At 65.0% G+C, this 18,498-nt stretch carries 16 protein-coding genes; 6 read left to right on the top strand and 10 right to left on the bottom strand.

Annotation, left to right across the window (positions count from 1 at the left end; genetic code table 11):
* The first annotated feature begins 172 nt into the window (after window positions 1–172).
* The 5 genes from JQ603_RS03350 to JQ603_RS03330 all read left to right on the top strand — a co-directional run bounded on the left by JQ603_RS03350 (window position 173) and on the right by JQ603_RS03330 (window position 8,066).
* The gene (locus JQ603_RS03350) at window positions 173–1,192 is read left to right on the top strand and encodes a TRAP transporter substrate-binding protein (RefSeq protein ID WP_212336476.1); all 1,020 of its coding nucleotides are present in this window, start codon (window positions 173–175) and stop codon (window positions 1,190–1,192) included.
* Window positions 1,193–1,207: 15 nt separating this feature from the next.
* The gene (locus tag JQ603_RS03345; protein ID WP_212336474.1) at window positions 1,208–3,097 is read left to right on the top strand and encodes a TRAP transporter large permease; all 1,890 of its coding nucleotides are present in this window, start codon (window positions 1,208–1,210) and stop codon (window positions 3,095–3,097) included.
* 21 nt (window positions 3,098–3,118) lie between these two features.
* Window positions 3,119–4,780: an acyl-CoA synthetase gene (locus JQ603_RS03340; RefSeq protein ID WP_212336472.1), complete on the top strand. Its 1,662-nt coding sequence runs from the start codon at window positions 3,119–3,121 to the stop codon at window positions 4,778–4,780.
* Between the two features lie 381 nt (window positions 4,781–5,161).
* Entirely contained in the window at window positions 5,162–6,409 is a 1,248-nt protein-coding gene (locus tag JQ603_RS03335) for an autotransporter outer membrane beta-barrel domain-containing protein (RefSeq protein WP_212336470.1), read from the top strand.
* Window positions 6,410–6,692: 283 nt separating this feature from the next.
* Entirely contained in the window at window positions 6,693–8,066 is a 1,374-nt protein-coding gene (locus JQ603_RS03330; protein WP_212336468.1) for an autotransporter outer membrane beta-barrel domain-containing protein, read from the top strand.
* Window positions 8,067–8,080: 14 nt separating this feature from the next.
* Here the strand turns inward: JQ603_RS03330 and JQ603_RS03325 are convergent, their stop codons facing one another.
* The 6 genes from JQ603_RS03325 to JQ603_RS03300 form a co-directional block, all read right to left on the bottom strand.
* Complete coding sequence (locus tag JQ603_RS03325) at window positions 8,081–8,878, bottom strand: MBL fold metallo-hydrolase (protein ID WP_212336466.1); 798 nt, start codon at window positions 8,876–8,878, stop codon at window positions 8,081–8,083.
* Between the two features lie 13 nt (window positions 8,879–8,891).
* Entirely contained in the window at window positions 8,892–9,668 is a 777-nt protein-coding gene (locus JQ603_RS03320) for a TatD family hydrolase (RefSeq protein ID WP_212336464.1), read from the bottom strand.
* A gap of 12 nt (window positions 9,669–9,680) precedes the next feature.
* Window positions 9,681–11,672 carry a methionine--tRNA ligase gene (gene metG, locus JQ603_RS03315; RefSeq protein WP_212336462.1) on the bottom strand — a complete coding sequence of 664 codons (1,992 nt, stop codon included), beginning with the start codon at window positions 11,670–11,672 and terminating at the stop codon, window positions 9,681–9,683.
* Window positions 11,673–11,783: 111 nt separating this feature from the next.
* Window positions 11,784–12,830, bottom strand: a complete 1,047-nt coding sequence (locus tag JQ603_RS03310) for a DNA polymerase III subunit delta' (RefSeq protein WP_212336460.1) — start codon at window positions 12,828–12,830, stop codon at window positions 11,784–11,786.
* A complete protein-coding gene (tmk, locus tag JQ603_RS03305) occupies window positions 12,827–13,513 on the bottom strand; it encodes a dTMP kinase (RefSeq protein ID WP_212336458.1) in 687 nt (228 codons plus the stop codon). Before tmk ends, JQ603_RS03310 begins: the two co-directional genes overlap by 4 nt.
* A gap of 2 nt (window positions 13,514–13,515) precedes the next feature.
* Window positions 13,516–14,778 carry a D-alanyl-D-alanine carboxypeptidase family protein gene (locus JQ603_RS03300; RefSeq protein ID WP_212336456.1) on the bottom strand — a complete coding sequence of 421 codons (1,263 nt, stop codon included), beginning with the start codon at window positions 14,776–14,778 and terminating at the stop codon, window positions 13,516–13,518.
* A 152-nt stretch (window positions 14,779–14,930) separates the two neighbouring features.
* On the opposite strand from JQ603_RS03300, the gene JQ603_RS03295 reads away from it, so the two are divergent.
* On the top strand, window positions 14,931–15,884 hold the full coding sequence (locus JQ603_RS03295) for an alpha/beta fold hydrolase (RefSeq protein WP_212336454.1): 954 nt from the start codon (window positions 14,931–14,933) through the stop codon (window positions 15,882–15,884).
* Window positions 15,885–15,920: 36 nt separating this feature from the next.
* Here JQ603_RS03295 and JQ603_RS03290 read toward each other — a convergent pair whose 3' ends face one another.
* From JQ603_RS03290 to JQ603_RS03275, 4 genes are all read right to left on the bottom strand, one after another.
* Complete coding sequence (locus tag JQ603_RS03290) at window positions 15,921–16,439, bottom strand: GNAT family N-acetyltransferase (RefSeq protein WP_212336452.1); 519 nt, start codon at window positions 16,437–16,439, stop codon at window positions 15,921–15,923.
* Between the two features lie 23 nt (window positions 16,440–16,462).
* Entirely contained in the window at window positions 16,463–17,011 is a 549-nt protein-coding gene (locus tag JQ603_RS03285; protein ID WP_212336450.1) for a phage tail protein, read from the bottom strand.
* Between the two features lie 37 nt (window positions 17,012–17,048).
* A complete protein-coding gene (locus JQ603_RS03280) occupies window positions 17,049–17,576 on the bottom strand; it encodes a phage tail protein (RefSeq protein WP_212336448.1) in 528 nt (175 codons plus the stop codon).
* A gap of 105 nt (window positions 17,577–17,681) precedes the next feature.
* A complete protein-coding gene (locus JQ603_RS03275; protein WP_212336446.1) occupies window positions 17,682–18,224 on the bottom strand; it encodes a phage tail protein in 543 nt (180 codons plus the stop codon).
* Window positions 18,225–18,498 lie beyond the last annotated feature (274 nt).

Genomic DNA, 18,498 nt, shown 5'->3' with positions numbered 1-18,498 from the left:
TGGGGTTGTTTTCGCATTTTTTGTCAGGCCCCATGTGGCGAAAGCCGATATTGCCGTGGCGTTGTCCGGCTGCAATAAGCGAGCTTCGCGAGATCGCAGATGACCTTCTGACGTGACGTCCGTATAGGTTTGCATCTCAGAACAAAAACAATCCTTCCGAGGAAGCAGACCCATGAGCTTTTCCCGACGCACGCTTCTCAAGGCCTCCGCCGCGACCGCGGTCCTGGGCAGCATTGGCGCGCCCCATGTGGCCCGCGCCCAGAGCGCCGAGTTCACCTACAAATATGCCAACAACCTGCCGGACACCCATCCGCTGAACGTGCGCGCCAAGGAGATGGCGGCAGCGATCAAGAGCGAGACCAACGGCAAGTTCGACCTTCAAATCTTCCCGAACAACCAGCTCGGCTCCGACACCGACATGCTGAGCCAGATCCGCTCCGGCGGCGTCGAGTTCTTCACTTTGTCGGGCCTGATCCTGTCGACCCTGGTGCCGGCGGCCTCCATCAACGGCATCGGCTTTGCGTTCCCGGACTACGACACGGTCTGGAAGGCCATGGACGGCGACCTCGGCGCCCATGTCCGCGGCGAGATCAAGAAGGCCGGCCTCGAGGTCATGGACAAGATCTGGGACAACGGCTTCCGCCAGACCACGTCCTCGACGAGGCCGATCACCGGTCCTGACGACCTCAAGGGCTTCAAGATCCGCGTCCCGGTGTCGCCGCTGTGGACCTCGATGTTCAAGGCGTTCGACGCCGCGCCCGCCTCGATCAATTTCAGCGAGGTCTATTCGGCGCTGCAGACCAAGATCGTCGAGGGCCAGGAGAACCCGCTGGCGATCATCTCGACCGCCAAGCTCTACGAGGTGCAGAAGTACTGCTCGCTGACCAATCACATGTGGGACGGCTTCTGGTTCCTGGCCAACCGCCGCGCCTGGAACGCGTTGCCGGAGGACGTGCGCACCATCGTCGCCAAGAACATCAACGCCGCCGCCGTCAAGGAGCGCGAGGACACCGCCAAGCTCAATGCCAATCTGCAGCAGGAGCTCGCAGGCAAGGGCCTGGCCTTCAACCAGCCCACTGTCGCGCCGTTCCGCGACAAGCTGCGCTCGGCCGGATTCTATGCCGAGTGGAAGGGTAAATATGGCGACCAGGCCTGGGACCTTCTGGAAAAGGCCGTCGGCAAGCTGTCGTAACGCGTTGGGGCCGTCATGGCTCATATCGAGGTCGAGGTGATCGAAGTGGCGGGCCAGGCGGCTGTACAGTCCCCTCGCCGATCCTCTCTGCTGGCCTCGACGGAGCGCGCCCTCGGCCTTCTGGTCGAAATCCCGGCGGCCATTCTGGTGGTCGCCGAGATCGTGATCCTGTTCGCGGGCGTAGTCGCGCGCTACGGCCTGCACCGGCCGCTGATCTGGTCGGACGAGCTCGCCTCGATCCTGTTCCTGTGGCTGGCCATGCTGGGCGCGGCGGTCGCATTCCGCCGCTCCGAGCACATGCGCATGACGGCCGTCGTCGCGAGCGCCGGCCCCGCGATGCGTGCCTATCTCGACGTCGTCGCGACCTGCGCGGCGCTGGCGTTCCTGGCGATGATCGTCTGGCCGTCCTGGGACTACGCCTACGAGGAAAGCTTCATCACCACGCCGGCGCTCCAGATATCGAACATGTGGCGCGCCGCGGCACTGCCGGCCGGCATCTGCCTGATGGCGGCGTTCGCGCTGCTCCGGCTGCTGCGCGCCGCCGACTACCGGATGGTGCTTGCGGCCGTGATCTCGGTTGCCGTGGTGGTCGGCCTGTTCTGGCTGGCGCAGCCTTACTTGCGGCCGCTCGGCAATATCAACCTCATCATCTTCTTCGTCGGCGTCGCCGGTTTCTGCGTCTTTGCCGGCGTTCCCATTGCGTTCGGCTTTGGCCTCGCCATCTTCGGCTATCTGGCGCTGACCACGCGCACGCCCGTGATGGTGCTGGTGGGGCGGATGGACGAGGGCATGAGCCACCTCATCCTGCTCTCGGTGCCGCTGTTCGTGTTCTTAGGGTTGCTGATCGAGATGACCGGCATGGCGCGGGCCATGGTGGCGTTCCTGGCGAGCCTGCTCGGCCATGTCCGCGGCGGCCTGCATTACGTCCTCGTCGGCGCCATGTACCTGGTCTCAGGCATATCAGGCGCCAAGGCTGCCGACATGGCCGCGGTCGCGCCCGTGCTGTTCCCGGAGATGAAGCAGCGCGGCGCCAAGCCCGGCGATCTCGTCGCGCTGCTCGCGGCAACCGGCGCCCAGACCGAGACCATTCCGCCGAGCCTTGTGCTGATCACGATCGGCTCGGTCACCGGCGTCTCCATCGCCGCGCTGTTCACCGGCGGCCTGCTGCCCGGCGTTGTGCTCGCAATCACGCTCTGCATGCTGGTGTGGTGGCGATACCGCCACGAGGACATGAGCCACGTCCGCCGCGCCACGGGAAGCGAGATCGGCAAGACCTTCGTCGTCGCCCTGCCCGCGCTCGCACTGCCCTTCGTGATCCGCTACGCCGTGGTCGAGGGCATCGCCACCGCGACAGAAGTCTCCACCATCGGCATCGTCTATGGCGCCCTGGTCGGCCTGCTCGTGTACCGCCGCTTCGACTGGCGACGGCTGTTTCCGATGCTGGTCGAGACCGCGGCGCTGTCGGGCGCGATCCTCCTGATCATCGGCACGGCCACCGGCATGGCCTGGGGCCTGACGCAATCCGGCTTCTCGCGTTCGCTGGCATCCGCCATGACGGGATTGCCGGGCGGGCCTGCGACCTTCATCGCCGTGTCCATCCTGGCCTTCACCATCCTCGGCAGCGTGCTGGAGGGCATTCCGGCGATCGTGCTGTTCGGCCCGCTGCTGTTTCCGATCGCCCGCGCCGTCGGCGTGCACGAGGTGCACTATGCGATGGTGATCATTCTGGCCATGGGTATCGGGCTATTCGCCCCGCCCTTCGGCGTCGGCTATTATGCCGCCTGCGCCATCGGACGCGTCGATCCGGCCGAAGGCATCAGGCCGATCTGGGGCTATCTGCTGGCGCTGCTCGTGGGATTGATCATCGTTGCAATCTTCCCCTGGATCTCGATCGGATTTCTTTGACGCGGTTTAAGGAGGGTGTCGATGAGTGAGCGACAGAACCCGTACAATACCGGCCTCGACAAGACTCCCGCCAACTACGTGCCGCTGAGCCCGCTGAGTTTCCTCGCGCGGAGCGCGGCGGTCTATCCCGATCACGTCAGCACCGTCTATGAAGGCCGCAGCTTCACCTGGGCGCAGACCTACGAACGCTGCAAGCGCTTTGCGTCGTATCTCGCCGGCAAGGGTATTGGCGTGGGCGACACCGTGGCGGCGATGCTGCCGAACATCCCCGCCATGAACGAGGCGCACTTTGCGGTGCCGATGACCGGCGCCGTGCTCAACGCACTCAACATCCGCCTCGATGCGCCCTCGATCGCGTTCCAGCTCGATCATGGCGGCGCGAAAATCATTCTTGTCGATCCAGAATTTTCCGGCGTGATCACCGATGCGCTGGCGCAGATGAGCGGGCCAAAGCCATTCGTGATCGATGTCGACGACGCCGCCTTCAAGGGCGGCAAGCGCATCGGCGAGATCGAGTATGAGGCTGCCGTCGCGCAAGGCGATCCCGGCTTCGCGGCGATCCCACTGAGCGACGAATGGGACGCGATCGCGCTGAGCTACACCTCGGGCACGACGGGCAATCCCAAGGGCGTCGTCACCCACCATCGCGGTGCGTATCTGAACGCCGTCAGCAACATCCTCGCCGGCAATCTCGGCCAGCATCCGGTCTATCTCTGGACGCTGCCGATGTTCCACTGCAACGGCTGGTGCTTTCCCTGGACCATCGCGGCCGCGGCTGGAATCAATGTCTGCCTGCGCAAGGTCGAGCCGACCAGGATCTTCGAGCTGATCAGGCAGCATGGCGTCACCCACATGTGCGGCGCGCCGATCGTCTACAATACGCTGATCAACGCACCCGATGCGCCCAAGGAAACGTCAACCGGCAATGCCGTCCGCCGTGTCATCGGCCTGATCGCCGGCGCCGCACCGCCGGTGGCGGTGCTGGAAGGTGCCGAAAACATCGGCATCAAGCTGACCCATGTCTACGGCCTGACCGAGGTCTACGGCCCCGCCTCCGTCTGCGCCGAGCAGCCAGGCTGGGACGAGCTTCCCGCGCCCGAGCGCGCAAGCATGAAGCGGCGGCAGGGCGTTCCCTACCCACTCGAGGAAGCCGTCACCGTCATCAATCCGCAGACCATGCAAGAGGTGCCGCGCGACGGCGAGACCATCGGCGAGGTCATGTTCCGCGGCAACATTGTGATGAAGGGCTATTTGAAGAACGAGAAGGCAACGAAGGAAGCCTTCGCCGGCGGCTGGTTTCACACCGGCGATCTCGGCGTGCTCGACGAGCACGGCTATGTCATCATCAAGGACCGCTCCAAGGACATCATCATCTCCGGCGGCGAGAACATTTCTTCGGTCGAGGTCGAGGACATCCTCTACAAGCATCCCGCCGTATTGTTCGCCGCCGTGGTCGCCAAGCCCGATCCGAAATGGGGCGAGGTGCCCTGCGCCTTCGTCGAGCTGAAGGACGGCGCCAGCGCGACCGAGGCCGAGATCATCGCCTTCTGCCGTTCGCACATGAGCGGCTTCAAGACGCCGAAGGCGGTCGTGTTCGGACCAATCCCCAAGACCTCCACCGGCAAGATCCAGAAATTCCTGCTGCGCAACGAAGTGGGCTCTGCCAAGGCGATCTCGGCTTGATCGGCCAGCCTCGCGGGATTCCCGTGAAACTCCGGACATCGCGGGAAAAGATTTGAAAAACATGCCGCTCCCCCTTTAGGGTTCCAACGCTTTTGGGGTCGCCGAATCTTGAACGGCGCACCGCGCGGTCGGTCGCCAGCGCGGTTGGGGCGCTTCATGCGATTGATCACGCGCGCAGCCGCATCCTTGCGGCTCGCACCGCTATTGATGATTGGATTGTTGTCGGGCACCGCGAATGTTCGCGCCGCCGCGACGACGCCTGCCAGCGCCTCCCCGGCGCCCCAGAGCGTAACTGCCCCAGCTCCGACCCAGACCAGTGCGGCGGCCGTCGTCCCGGCGCCATCGTCACAGATTTCCACGGCAACGAGCGTGAGTGCCGCAGTGACCAGTCCGGCCCCCGCTGCCTCAACCACGTCCGGCAGCGCGGCGAGCGGCAGCGGCACGAGCTCGCCCGCGTCCGCGCCCACGACAGCGACCAGTCAGCAGAGCTCTGTCACAACGCCAATCGCGACCACCCCGACCGTCACCGCAAACGCTGGCGCCGGCGCGGCGCTGGCGGCCGGCGGTCCGCTGGCACTGTCGCAGGCCGAGACCGCGCAGGCCACGTTCCAGGCGATGACACAGTTCACACAGACCCTGCTCGACCCTGCGATCGAAGGTCGCGGATCCGGCGCGACGCCCGCCCTGACCGGTCAGGCGCTCGAGGCCTATGCGATGGCCCCGTCAGATCGAACGCGCGGCGGGGTTGGACGCGATGTGTATGAAGCCTTCTATGGCAAGATGAGTCCCACCGGCTCGTCCCACACGCCGCGTTGGAACGTCTGGGCCTCGGGATTCGGCGGCTCGCAAGTCTCGAGCAGCAATGCGGCGCCGGGCTCCAGCTCTTCGAGCCGCATCTTTGCAACCGTGGTCGGCGCTGATTATTCGCTGTCGCCGCAAACGCGACTGGGTTTTGCAATGGCGGGTGGCGGCACCAATTTCAGCGGCAGCAGCGGAAGCGGCCGATCCGACCTGTTCCAGGCCGGCGCGTTCGCCCGCCATGAGATCGGGCGGGCTTATGTCTCGACCGCGCTGGCCTATGGCTGGCAGGCGATGACCAGCGATCACCCGGGCATCGAGCAGCTCAATGCCGCCTTCAATGGCAACGCATATTCTGCCCGCATCGAGAGCGGCTATCGCTTCGCCACACCCTGGCTCGGTGTGACCGCCTATGCCGCAGCCCAATTCATGACCTTCAACCTGCCGACCGTCGCGGCGCAGCCTGCCTCCGCGGCGAATGCGCTCGCCACGGCTTTCGGCAGCGATCGCATCAACGATAGCCGGAGCGAGCTGGGCTTTCGCACCAGCACGTCCCTCGCGATGCGCGACGGCACCGTGAATCTGCGCGCACGTGTGGCCTGGGCGCATGATTTCACTGCTGCAGACACAATGCCGGCTGCTCTTCAGGCGCTGCCAGGACTGGGCTACGTCGCCAGCGGCGCGGCGCTGGCGCCGAATTCGGCGCTCGCCGGCGGCACGATCGAATTGAAATGGCTGAACGGCTGGGCTGCGGCCGCCACCTTCGACGGCGAACTCTCGAGCCAGGTGCGATCTTACACCGGCAAAGCCACCATGCGCTACGCCTGGTAGATGTCCCGGCAGTTTCCGCCGCAGCATCCGTCACATTCACCCTGGTTACATCGACGTCGAAGCGCGGAGCGACGCGGATCGTGTATTGCGGCTCATCTCGAAACCGACCGCGCATATTCGAAGATATCGGGACACACCAGGAAAAGATTGGAAAACGTTAGAGACACATTTACGATTCAGCTTCGTCGGATTCGCTGCTGTCAGCTGATTCGCCGCGCGGGCTGCGCGGCCGGCGTCCGGCGCGGTTGGGGCGCTTCATGCGGTTTGTGTCTTGAGCGCAGACGTGCGTGCGCGTCTGGCGCTGCTGCTATTGACGGCCGGATTGCTGCTCCCGCGCACGGCGGACGCGCAGACCACGCGCGAGTTCGGCGCGTTCGGGGGCGCCGAGAATTTCGGTCCCCCTGGTCCGACCGCGCCCGGCAACGGTTTCAATAATTTCGGCGGCATGAATGGCCCCATGTTCGGCGGCCCGCCGGCGTCCGGTTTTGGCGGAGCGCCGTTCGGCAACGGCAATGGCGGCGGCATGCCACCGAACTACGGCTGGAACAGCGAGCCGCCGGGACTTGCCGGTACGGCACGGTTCGGCATGCGGCATGCCTTCGGCGGCAGCTCCGACAGCGCTGCGCGCGGCGAGACGGCGCAGGCCACCTTCCTGGCCATGACGCAGTTCACGCTCGCCCTGCTCGATCCCGCCCTCGATGGCCGCGGCATCGGCCCGGCCGAATTGGACGCTGAGCTGGCGGCCTACGCCGATATCGGAAACGACCGGACGCATGGTGGTATCGGACGCGAGGCCTATGGGGCGATCTACGGCAGGCCAGCGCTCGCGGCTCCGCACTGGAGCGTCTGGGCTGCGGGTTTCGGCGGCTCGCAGGTATCGACCGGCGGCGCCGGATCGGCCAGCCGCAGTTTTGGGACCGTGGCCGGAGCCGATTATTCGCTCTCGCCGCAGACACGGATGGGCTTCGCGTTGGCCGGAGGCGGCACCGGCTTCGCCAACAATTTTTCGAGCGGCAGCTCCGATCTGTTTCAGGCCGGCGCGTTCGTCCGGCACAGCGTCGGATCGGCCTATGTTGCCACAGGCCTCGCCTACGGCTGGCAAGCCATCACCAACGATCATCCGGTGACGCCGGCCGGCTCCGGACAGTTCGCCGCCGCGATCAACGCCAACGCTTATTCCGGCCGCGTCGAAGGCGGCTACCGTCTTGCCACGCCCTGGCTCGGCATCACGCCCTATGCGGCGGCGCAGGTCACCACCTTCCGCCTGCCCTCCTCAAGCGGGACACAGCCGCCCGAGGCGGCCAACGCATTTTCGACCGGCCCCGGCAGCGACAGCTTCACCGACAGCCGCACCGAGCTCGGCCTGCGCACGAGCACGCAGCTAGCGTTGCCGGGAAGCGTGGTGAGCTTGCGCGGGCGGCTCGCCTGGGCGCATGATTTCAGTGCAGGGCAATCGATCCCGGCGGCGCTCCTGTCCCTGCCTGGTCAGGGCGTTACCGCGAGCGGTGCGGCCTTGGCACCGAACGCAGCGCTCACCGGCCTTGCGCTCGAGCTGCGCGCCGTGAACGGATGGTCCGCCTCGGCAAGCTTCGACAGCGAAGTGTCGAGCCTGATACGTGCCTACACGGGCAAGGCCGCGCTGCGTTACGCCTGGTAGGCCGCGTCCGGCGCTCAGCGCGTCTCCAGCCGCAGCCCGTCATAGGCCGGCACCACGCCGGCAGGCAGCGACTGCCGGATAACCTCGTAATCGACATCGGCCGTCATATTGGTGATGACCGCGCGCTTCGGCCTAAAGCGTTCGATCCAGGACAGCGCGTCGTTGATGCTGAAATGGCTGACATGGCTGGTGTAGCGCAGGCCGTCGACGATCCACAGGTCGAGATTTTCCAGCGCGCCCCAGCTCTCGCGCGGGATGTCATTGAGGTCCGGCGTGTAGGCGGCATCGCCGATGCGGTAGCCGAGCGCAGGAATGGCGCCGTGCTGCACCAGGAAGGCCGTCATCGTCACGGCGCCACCCTTCCCCAGGATGGTCTGGCTCTCGCCCGCCTCGATCGAATGCCGGGTCAGGATGGGCGGATAGTCGCTGCCCTCCGGCGAGATGAAGCAATAGGAGAACCGCGCCATGATGTCCTTGGCGGTCGACAGGTTGAAGTAGGTCGGAATCCGCCGTCGCATGTGCATCACGACCGAGCGCAGATCGTCCATGCCGTGGGTCTGGTCGGCGTGCTCGTGGGTCAGGAACACCGCGTCGATGTGGTCGACATTGGTCGAGAGCAGTTGCTCGCGCAGATCCGGCGAAGTGTCGATCACGATCCGCGTGGTGCCATGCTCGGATTTCCGTTCGACCAGCAGCGAGCAGCGGCGGCGGCGGTTCTTCGGATTGTTGGGATCGCAGGCGCCCCAACCGAGGGCCGGGCGCGGCACGCCGGCGGAGGAGCCGCAGCCGAGGATCGTCAGCGTCAGCGTCATGCGGCTTCCAGTCTCAAGCTTTCACCTTGGAGAACAGGCGGAAGAAGTTTTCGCTTGTTTGACGTGAGATCTCATCGAATGACACGCCGCGCGTCTCGGCGAGCACTTTGGCGACCTCGACCACATAGGCCGGCTCGTTGCGCTTGCCTCGAAACTTGCCCGGCGCAAGATAGGGCGAGTCTGTTTCAACCAGAATACGGTCAGCCGGCAGCTCGGCCGCAAGCGCACGCAAGGCCTCCGACTTCTTGAAGGTCAGGATGCCCGTGAAGCCGATATAGAGACCCAGCGACACCGCCTTCAGCGCCAGCTCGCGTCCGCCGGTGTAACAATGCAGCACCGCGCGAAACGATCCACGCGCCACCTCCTCTTCCAGGATGCGCGCGCAATCCGCATCGGCCTCGCGGGTGTGGATCACCAGCGGCAAGCCGGTGGCGCGCGCCGCGGCGATATGGGCACGAAAGCCCCTCGCCTGCGCTTCCGGCGAGCCATTGTCGTAGAAATAGTCGAGCCCGGCCTCACCGAGCGCGACGACCTTGGGGTGCTGTGTCAGCGCGATCAGCTCGTCCGGCGTGATGCCGTCTTCCTCATCCGCGTTGTGCGGATGGGTGCCGACCGAGCAGTAGACATCGTCGTAGCGCTCGGCGATGGCGAGCAGCTGGTTGAGCTTCTTCACCCGCGTCGAGATCGTGACCATGCGCGTGAGGCCAGCCGCACGCGCGCGCGACACGATCCCGTCGAGATCTTCCGCAAAGTCCGGAAAATCCAGATGGCAGTGACTGTCGACCAGCATCGAACGAACGCCTTATGCCGCCGGCTCGATATAGCGCGGGAACGCCGGCGTCGGCGCCGGCAGCGTCGAACCGGGCGCGATGCGCCTGGCGCCGCCGAGTGTCGCAAAATTGCGCTCCTCCGCGGGAACGCCGAGGCTGTCGAGCAGCAACCCCGAAGCAGTCGGCATCGCCGGCTGGGCCAGGATCGCGATCTGGCGCACGACCTCGGCGGTGACATAGAGCACCGTCTTCTGCTTGGCCGGGTCGGTCTTGGCGAGCGCCCACGGCGCCTCGCCCGCGAAGTAGCGGTTGGCCTCCGCGACCACGGCCCACACGGCGTTGAGCCAGTGATGGATCTGCTGCGTCGCCATCGCCTCACGCGATGCGGCAATCATGCCGTCGGCCATCGCCAAAATCGCCTTGTCGCTGTCGCTGAACTCGCCCGGCTCCGGCAGCACGCCGCCGAGCTGTTTGGCGATCATCGACAGCGAGCGCTGCGCAAGGTTGCCGAGATCGTTGGCGAGGTCGGCATTGATGCGCGCGACGATGGCCTCGTGGTTGTAGTTGCCGTCCTGTCCGAACGGCACCTCGCGCAGGAAGAAATAGCGCATCTGGTCGACGCCGTACTGGTCGGCGAGGTTGAAGGGGTCGACGACGTTGCCGACCGACTTCGACATCTTCTCGCCCCTGTTGAACAGGAAGCCGTGGGCATAGACCCGCTTCGGCACGGGAATGCCGGCCGAGATCAGGAACGCCGGCCAGTACACGGCGTGGAAGCGGATGATGTCCTTGCCGATGATGTGCACATCGGCCGGCCAGTAGCGCCAGTTCCCGTCGCTCTCGTCGGGAAAGCCGATGCCGGTGATGTAGTTGGTGAGCGCGTCGACCCAGACATACATCACGTGCTCCTCGTCGCCGGGCACCTTGACGCCCCAGTCGAACGTGGTGCGCGAGATCGAGAGATCGCGCAGGCCACCCTTGACGAAGCTCACCACCTCGTTGCGGCGCGAGTCCGGGCCGATGAAGTCGGGACTGTCCGTGTACAGTTTCAGGAGCTTGTCCTGATAGGCGGACAGACGGAAGAAATAGCTCTTCTCCTCGACCCACTCGACCGGCGTGCCCTGCGGACCGAGGCGCACGCCGTCGTCGTTCAGGCGCGTCTCGTCCTCGGCGTAATAGGCTTCGTCACGTACCGAGTACCAGCCGGAATAGGTATCGGCATAGATGTCGCCGTTCGCCTCCATACGCCGCCAGATCTCCTGGGTCGAGCGATGGTGCTGCTCCTCGGTGGTGCGGATGAAGCGGTCGAACGACACGTTCAGTCGCTCGTCCATCTCCTTGAAACGGCCGGCGTTGCGGGTTGCGAGCGCGGCCGGCGTCAGACCTTCGTTCTGCGCGGTCTGGACCATCTTCAAGCCGTGCTCGTCGGTGCCGGTCAGGAAGAACACGTCCTTGCCGTCGAGCCGCGCAAAGCGCGCCAGCACGTCGGTGGCGATTGCTTCATATGCGTGGCCGATATGCGGGCTGCCGTTGGGATAGGCGATCGCGGTCGTGATGTAGAAGACGTTGTCGCGCGCGGGAGCGGCGACGGGTGCGGCGGCTTGCGGAGTTGCGACGGGCTTCGGCGCAGGCGGCGCCTTCGGCTTCGACACCTTTGGCTTCGAGACCTTGGGCGTCTCGGCCTTCGGGGGCGCAGCGACAGGAGCCGGCGCGGCGGCAGCGGCAGGCGCAGTTGCCTTTTTCGCGACCTTCTTCGCCGGAGCCTTGGCCGGCTTTTTGGCGACTGATTTCTTTGCGGCCTTCTTTGCGACGGCCTGCTTCTTCGCAGCCTTCTTGCCAGCCTTCTTCGCCGTCTTCGCAGCGCTCTTCTTCACGCCCTTCTTGGCGGCGGCCTTCTTGGTCTTCTTGGTGGCCTTAGACGCACGCGCCTTCGTAGCCTTTTTCGCGGCTTTCTTCACGGCCTTCTTGGCAGCCTTCTTCTTGCTGCTCTTGGCTTTGACGGTTTTCTTAGCTCGCGTTGCCACGACGAATTCCTTTACCCGGCTGTATCAAAATTTGGAAACGAACCTGCGTTAGGTCATTGTTTTGAGCACGATCCTCTCGGAAAACCGCTCCACACTTTTCCGGATCATGCTCTAGCGCGTTGCGTCCGCCAGCCAGCCGAACACCGAGAAAACCAAGGGTTTTCGTTCCAGATTATAGGTTTCGGTGTCGCGCGCGGCGCGGACGATCTTTTCCCATACCTCAGCTAGGCGCGCAAGGCGCGGCAGGTTCTGGTTGGCATTGGCTTCGTCCGCATGCAGACGTTCCGCGATCCAGCGGTCGATGCCGTCGATGAAGGCCGCGAGCGCGACGCGGTCGCTGGTGCCGAGCGAATCGCCGAGCGTGTGCAGTTCGCGCGGATCGACCTGCGGCAGTCGCGCCAGCAGCGCCGCCGTGCGCTGCTGGAGTTTCAGCGCGTCCCCCCCAAGCAGCGTCAGGGCGCGCGCGACACTGCCTTCGGAGGCCTCCGCGGCCTCGCGCAGCGCCAGATCGGTCGGAGCAAGGTCGGCGGCTGCGGCCGCAGCCGCAATCACCTCGTCCGTTCCGAGCGGCCGCAGGCGCAGCTTGCGGCAGCGCGACTGGATGGTGGCGAGTACCCGCGCAGGCGCGTGGCTCACCAGAAGAAACAGCGATTGCTGCGGCGGTTCCTCCAGGATCTTCAGCAGTGCGTTGGCCGCATTCGGATTGAGCTCGTCGACGGTGTCAACGATGCAGACGCGCCAGCCTTCCGCCGCAGCGGTCGAGCCGAAGAAGCCGATCGTCTCGCGCGTCTCGTCGACGGTGATCACCGTGCGCATCACGCCGCGGTCGTTGGCGGTGCGCTCCAGCGTCAGCAGCCCGCCATGCGAGCCGGCCGCGACCTGCCGCGCCACGCCGTCATCGGGATCGATCGCGAGGCTTTCGGCGCTCTGCACGGCAGGTGAAAGCGGCTGGCCGTGCGCCAGTACGAAACGCGCCATGCGATAGGCCAGTGTCGCCTTGCCGATGCCCTGCGGTCCGCCGATCAGCCAGGCGTGCGGAATTCGCCCGCTGCGATAGGCCGTCAGCAGCGCCGTCTCGGCCTCGCGATGGCCGAACAGCATCGATGTCTCGCGCGGATGCGGAAGGGCGGTCTCACGCTCGGCCTGACGCGGGCTCATGCTGAGATCACCGAGGCGGTCGTGGGAAGGAGACGCTCGCGTACCGCGGTCCATACGCGTCCTGCGACGGTGTCGGGATCGGAATCGGCGTCGATCAGCACACAGCGCGCGGGCTCTTCCGCGGCGATCTTGCAATAGGCTTCACGCAGGCCCTGATGAAAGCTGAGCTGCTCACTCTCGAACCGGTCGGGCGTGCCGGTGCCGCGGCGGACGGCGGCACGCTGCAGGCCGATCTCGACCGGCAGGTCGAGGATGAGGGTGAGATCCGGCTTGAGATCGCCGATCGTGACCCGCTGCATCGCGTTGATCAGCCCGATCGGGACGCGGCCGAGGCTGCCCTGATAGGCCCGCGTCGAATCGGCAAAACGGTCGCAGAGCACCCAGGCGCCCTGGTTCAGCGCGGGCTGGATCACGGTGCGGACATGATCGTCGCGCGCGGCGGCAAACAGCAGCGTCTCGGCCTCGGGCCCGAGCAGCTTGCCCATCCCCGACAGCACCAGATGACGCATGATCTCGGCGCCCGGCGATCCCCCCGGCTCGCGCGTGACGAGGATGCGCATCCGTGCCGCCTTGAGGCGGTCGGCGAGCTTCTTGATCTGGGTCGACTTGCCCGTCCCCTCGCCGCCTTCAAAGGTGATGAAGCGTCCGCGTCCGGACGGTCGCTGTACCGCATTGTCACTCATGATCAGAGCTTCTCGGCGCCCGCGCGGAACATGCCGATCACGAGCTCGCTGGCGCCGTCGATCGCGCGCCGCATGGTCGAGCCGGTGCCGATCGCTTCGCCTGCATAGACCGGCGTCTCCACCGCGATGTTGCCGCTGCGCCAGACCTTGACCACGCCGACCTGCTGACCGGCCTCGACCGGCGCCCGCACCGGCCCCTTATACACGACGCGCGCGATCAGCTTGTCGCTGCCGTTCTTGTGAACCATCACCTTCACGGGCGTCTTGGCGACCAGCTTCACCGAACGGCTCTCGCCGCCGAAGACTTTTGCGTATCCGACCGGTTGATCGGCCGCGATCAGGGTGCGGGTCTCGAAATTGCGAAAGCCCCATTCCAGCATCTTCTTGGCTTCGGTGGCGCGATCCTCGGGGTCCTCCAGCCCGTTGACGACGACGATCAGCCGGGTGCCGTTCTGCACCGCCGAGCCGACCATGCCGTAGCCGCCCTCCTTGGTGTAGCCGGTCTTGAGGCCATCGGCGCCTTCCATCGAATTGAGCAGCGGATTGCGGTTGGGCTGGCGGATCTTGTTCCAGGTGTACTCCTTCTCGCCGAACAGTTTGTAGAACTCCGGAAAGTCCAGGATGATGTGCCGGGCGAGGATGCCGAGCTCCCGCACCGTCATCTTGTTGGCGGGGTCGGGCAGACCGTTGGAATTGCCGAAGGTCGACTTCGTCATGCCGAGTTCGCGGGCGCGCTTGGTCATGAAGTCGGCGGCGAAGATCCGCTCGTTGCCGGCCATGCCTTCGGCCAGCGCGATGCAGGCGTCATTGCCGCTCTGGATGATCGCGCCATGCAGGAGATCGTCGACCGAGACCTTGCTATTGATGGCGGCGAACATGGTCGAGCCGCCGGAGGGCGCGCCGCCCCTGCGCCAGGCATTCTCGCTGATCCGGTACTCGTCGGTCAGCTTCATGTCGCCCTTCTTGATGGCGTTGAACACGACCTCGGCCGTCATCAGCTTCATCATGCTGGACGGCGCGCGCAGCTCGTCGGCGTTCTTCTCGAACAGCACGCTGCCGCTGGAGGCCTCGATCAGGATCGCGGTGGGCGCATCGCCGTCGAAACCGGCGTCTTCCGCCTTCTTGGCGCCCTGGACGCTCTGGTTGGCCGCATAGAGAGTCCCGCCCCAGCCGATCCCCGCCACCAGAACGGCAGCGATCAGCCCGCGCGCCATCGCTCCGGCGGTGAACCGGGTGCGACGGAGCGAAAAAAGACGAAATGCCATGGCGAAGCCCTGAGAGCGGCGTTCTAACAGCTGGAACCGGTGCGAACAACACGAGGCTGGCGCCCGCGCCCGAGTTTGCATGATTCTCGTCACGACCCTATCGTGACACCTTATATTTATCGACCAAACCCCTGAAACAAGGCGGAAAAGCGATGTCCTCCCGCATGATCAAGGCCAACGGGATCGACCTGTACATCCGCGAAGCCGGTCAGGGTCCGCTGGTCGTGCTCTGCCACGGCTGGCCGGAACTGTCCTACTCCTGGCGCCACCAGATCCCGGCGTTGGCGGACGCCGGGTTTCACGTCGTCGCCCCCGACATGCGCGGCTACGGCCAGAGCGCGGCGCCGGCCGACGTGAACGCCTACTCGATCTTCGACACCGTCGGTGACGTCGTCGGCCTCGTGCAGGCGCTCGGCGAGAGCAAGGCCATGGTGGTCGGCCACGATTGGGGGGCGCCGGTGGCCTGGCATGCGGCGCTGTTTCGGCCCGACATCTTCACGGCGGTGGCAGGCCTGAGCGTGCCGCCGCCGTTCCGCGGCCGTGGCAAGCCGCTCGACCTGCTGCGCGAGGGCGGCGTGACCAACTTCTACTGGCAGTATTTCCAGGCGCCGGGCGTCGCCGAGGCCGAACTCGAGCGAGACGTTGCCCGCACCATGCGCATCGTGCTCGGCGGACGCGGCCTCGCCGATCCCACCGCCGCCATGTTCGTGCAGGAGGGCAAGGGCTTTCTCGGCCACGCGACCGCCGGAGAGCCGCTGCCCGCCTGGCTCAGCGAGGCTGACCTCGCCTATTTCACCGAGGCCTTCCGCAAGTGCGGCTTCCGCGGCGGGCTGAACTGGTATCGCAACCTCGACCGAAACTGGGAGCTGACGGCGCCCTGGCAGAATGCACAGATCCACCAGCCGTCCCTCTTCATTGCCGGTTCGAAAGACGCCGTCATCACCGGGCTGATCGGGGCCAAGCGCGTCAACGAGCTCGAGCGCGTGCTCCCCAATCTCAAGCGGAAGCTGATCATCGAGGGCGCCGGCCATTGGGTGCAGCAGGAGCGGCCCGAAGAGGTGAATGCGGCGCTGGCAGGCTTCCTGCGCGAGGCGGCGGCGCGCTGAAGCATGATCCGGAAAAGTGCGAAGCGGTTTCGCACTCTATGCCGCGAGATCCTTCCGCATCGCGACGTGTGTGCCGCCCACTGGTCCGATGTCGGCAAATCCTTGCCGCTGGTAGAACCGGCGCGCGGCCTGGTTGCCTGCGAGCACCGTGAGCGTCAGCGCCGGGACGCCCTGCCTCCGCGCGCCCGTTCCGAGAGCCTCGACGATCTTCGTCCCGGCACCTCGACCGCAATCGGCCGGCAGCAGCGCAATGTCGATGATGTGCCAGCGCTCGCGCGCGCAATGAAGCAGCAGCCGGCCGATCGCGGCCCTGTCTCGCGTGACGATCAGTGAAATCGCGCCTGGAAATTGCGCGGCGTACCCGGCCATCTGGCTGCGGAACTGTTGCGCAATGATCTGCCTGACGATCGGTCCGGACAAGCCCGTCGCGGTAAATTGGGCTGTCCTCACCTCCTCGAACAGATGCCGGATGAACGGCGCGTCGATCGGGCTATCGGACCGAATCCGCAGAGCCGGATCGTCCGGGGCGATGTCGAGCGAGATTCCGTCGATCATACCGTCACGCAGCGCCGCGCCGTTCAGGAGCTGCCGAAGGACGGAAAGATTCCCGCATAGGCGATACACCAGATGATGGCCTGGGTCGGCTGCATGTTGTCGTGGGGGAGCCCCTGCCCGGTCAGCGTGACGGCATTGGCCGCCAAGGTGAGGTTGCCGGGCGGAGCGATGAAGCCATTGAACTGGGGATCGATCGCAACCATGTTCGCCGACGTTCCGGGACCCGGGACGGCGTTCGTTGCGTTGCCAGCGCCGAGTTGCAGGGCGTGCGTGTGGATCGCCATCTCGCCCGAGATCAGGTTGACCGTCGGACTGCCGACGACCTCGCCGATGTCGTAGTTCTGCAATCCCGGACCCTGGCCCTGGCTGATCGCGATCGAACCGTTCAGATTCGGCAGCGCGAAATTGGTCGTGCCATTGCCGCCGTAATAAGTACCGATTAGCGAAAATAGCGGGCTGTAACCCTGAATTGGCATGAGCTGGCCAAAGCATGGCAACCAGGCATAGTTGAATCCGCTTGTGGCAAACTGAAACGTAAAGGCCTGTATTTCGCCAATATACGGATCTGACATGGTGTCTCCTCGAGACTGAATACGGAGCCGGCGCAGGCTAGCCGGGCGAAGGGAAGATGCCGTCGTTGCAGATGCAGTAGTTGGCAACGACGGTCGGCATCATGTTGTTGTGCCCGATGCTGTTGCCCGCCGGGGTGACGCAGGCGGCCATCGTCGCGTAGGGCGCTGCGTTCGCAACGGGCGCGTAGAGATTGCCCGTTGATGCAGTGGCAAGATGGACCGTCTGTCCGGGCGCAGACGTCTCTCCCGTCCCTGTCGAGGACATCAGCGCATGACTATGGGTCGGCATTTCGCCTTCGATCAGCGTATGCGTTTCCTCTCCTCCGATCTGGCCCAGCACATAGAACGGGAAGCCTTGCCCCTGTCCCTGTCCGATCGGAACGCGGCCGCGAAGATCGGGAAGATTGAAGGTATTGACGCCATCGCCGCCATAGGTGGTGCCGATCACGGTGTAGAGCGCCTGATATTGCGAAATCGACATCGCCTGACCATTGCACGCGAACCAGCCAGTGGGCACCCGCGGAAAGCCGAACAACCTGATCTCGCCAACAAACGGATCTGACATTGCCTCTGATCCTCTGCCCGGGCGCCCCGATACGATCGGGGAATGCGCCAGCTTCGAAATTGATGTGAAAAGAATTCGGCCGCGAAAGTGTCGCTGTGCAGCCGCCTAGTTTCGTGTCGGATAAATTCCCTGCGTCGCGATCAGATAGCTGATGGCGAGATAGGGCTGCATGTTGTTGTGCGGCTGGCCTCCGCCTTCGTTCACCAGATTGGTGCCGGACGCCAATGGCGTGTCCCCGCTCCCGGCTGTTCCAAAAATCTTCTTCGGATTATCGGATGGGAGCGTGTTCGTGCCGAAGATGTTGCCGGCAGCCGGAGCACCGCGTCCACTTCCCTGCGTCGCAATCACCTGGATCAGATGGTTGTGAGCGGGCAATTGAGGCGCGGTGAGCGTGACCGACATCGATCCGCCGATCATACCCAGGGGATATTGGCCGCTACCGCCTGACGAGCCGAGGATGGCGCGGCCCCGAAGATCCGGAAGCCCGAAGGTTCGCACGCCGTCACCGCCGTAATACGTGCCGAGCAGCGAGAACAGCGCCTGATTGGTTGGGATGGCTAGCAACGCACCGTTGCATTGCGCCCAGCCTCTGGGAACGATGGCGCCCGCAAAAGGCATGATCTGGCCGATAACTGGCTGGTACGGCATGACCCCTCCCAAAAAAAGATCAGGCGTCCCGTCGTGTCGCGATGCGACGACGACAGCTTCTAAATTAAAAAATGAACGACAGACGATCTACTCGCCAAGATTGTTAATCAGCTCGCGGCAACAGTCAAGCTCCTGCGCAACCTGAAATACACTCGTTATCGCATAGTGTATCTTTACACGATCACGCTTTTGTTGCCGTTGCGCAACGGTTCGCTGGAAAGTTGCGTTACGGGCAAGGCCTTCAACGGTTTGGCCCGCTCACCGCTTGCGTTCT

The organism is Bradyrhizobium liaoningense, from assembly GCF_018130825.1.
GTDB lineage: Bacteria > Pseudomonadota > Alphaproteobacteria > Rhizobiales > Xanthobacteraceae > Bradyrhizobium > Bradyrhizobium liaoningense_B.
This window is presented reverse-complemented; position numbering and strand designations above follow the sequence as displayed.

What these genes read in the sequence shown, in the direction of transcription:
- JQ603_RS03350 (WP_212336476.1), top strand. Translation starts at nt 173, where the DNA reads ATGAGCTTTTCCCGACGCACGCTTCTCAAGGCCTCCGCCGCGACCGCG.
- JQ603_RS03310 (WP_212336460.1), bottom strand. Translation starts at nt 12,830, where the DNA reads ATGAGCCCGCGTCAGGCCGAGCGTGAGACCGCCCTTCCGCATCCGCGC.
- JQ603_RS03290 (WP_212336452.1), bottom strand. Translation starts at nt 16,439, where the DNA reads ATGATCGACGGAATCTCGCTCGACATCGCCCCGGACGATCCGGCTCTG.
- JQ603_RS03320 (WP_212336464.1), bottom strand. Translation starts at nt 9,668, where the DNA reads ATGCTGGTCGACAGTCACTGCCATCTGGATTTTCCGGACTTTGCGGAA.
- JQ603_RS03295 (WP_212336454.1), top strand. Translation starts at nt 14,931, where the DNA reads ATGTCCTCCCGCATGATCAAGGCCAACGGGATCGACCTGTACATCCGC.
- JQ603_RS03325 (WP_212336466.1), bottom strand. Translation starts at nt 8,878, where the DNA reads ATGACGCTGACGCTGACGATCCTCGGCTGCGGCTCCTCCGCCGGCGTG.
- tmk (WP_212336458.1), bottom strand. Translation starts at nt 13,513, where the DNA reads ATGAGTGACAATGCGGTACAGCGACCGTCCGGACGCGGACGCTTCATC.
- JQ603_RS03340 (WP_212336472.1), top strand. Translation starts at nt 3,119, where the DNA reads ATGAGTGAGCGACAGAACCCGTACAATACCGGCCTCGACAAGACTCCC.
- JQ603_RS03345 (WP_212336474.1), top strand. Translation starts at nt 1,208, where the DNA reads ATGGCTCATATCGAGGTCGAGGTGATCGAAGTGGCGGGCCAGGCGGCT.
- JQ603_RS03275 (WP_212336446.1), bottom strand. Translation starts at nt 18,224, where the DNA reads ATGCCGTACCAGCCAGTTATCGGCCAGATCATGCCTTTTGCGGGCGCC.
- JQ603_RS03280 (WP_212336448.1), bottom strand. Translation starts at nt 17,576, where the DNA reads ATGTCAGATCCGTTTGTTGGCGAGATCAGGTTGTTCGGCTTTCCGCGG.
- JQ603_RS03285 (WP_212336450.1), bottom strand. Translation starts at nt 17,011, where the DNA reads ATGTCAGATCCGTATATTGGCGAAATACAGGCCTTTACGTTTCAGTTT.
- JQ603_RS03300 (WP_212336456.1), bottom strand. Translation starts at nt 14,778, where the DNA reads ATGGCATTTCGTCTTTTTTCGCTCCGTCGCACCCGGTTCACCGCCGGA.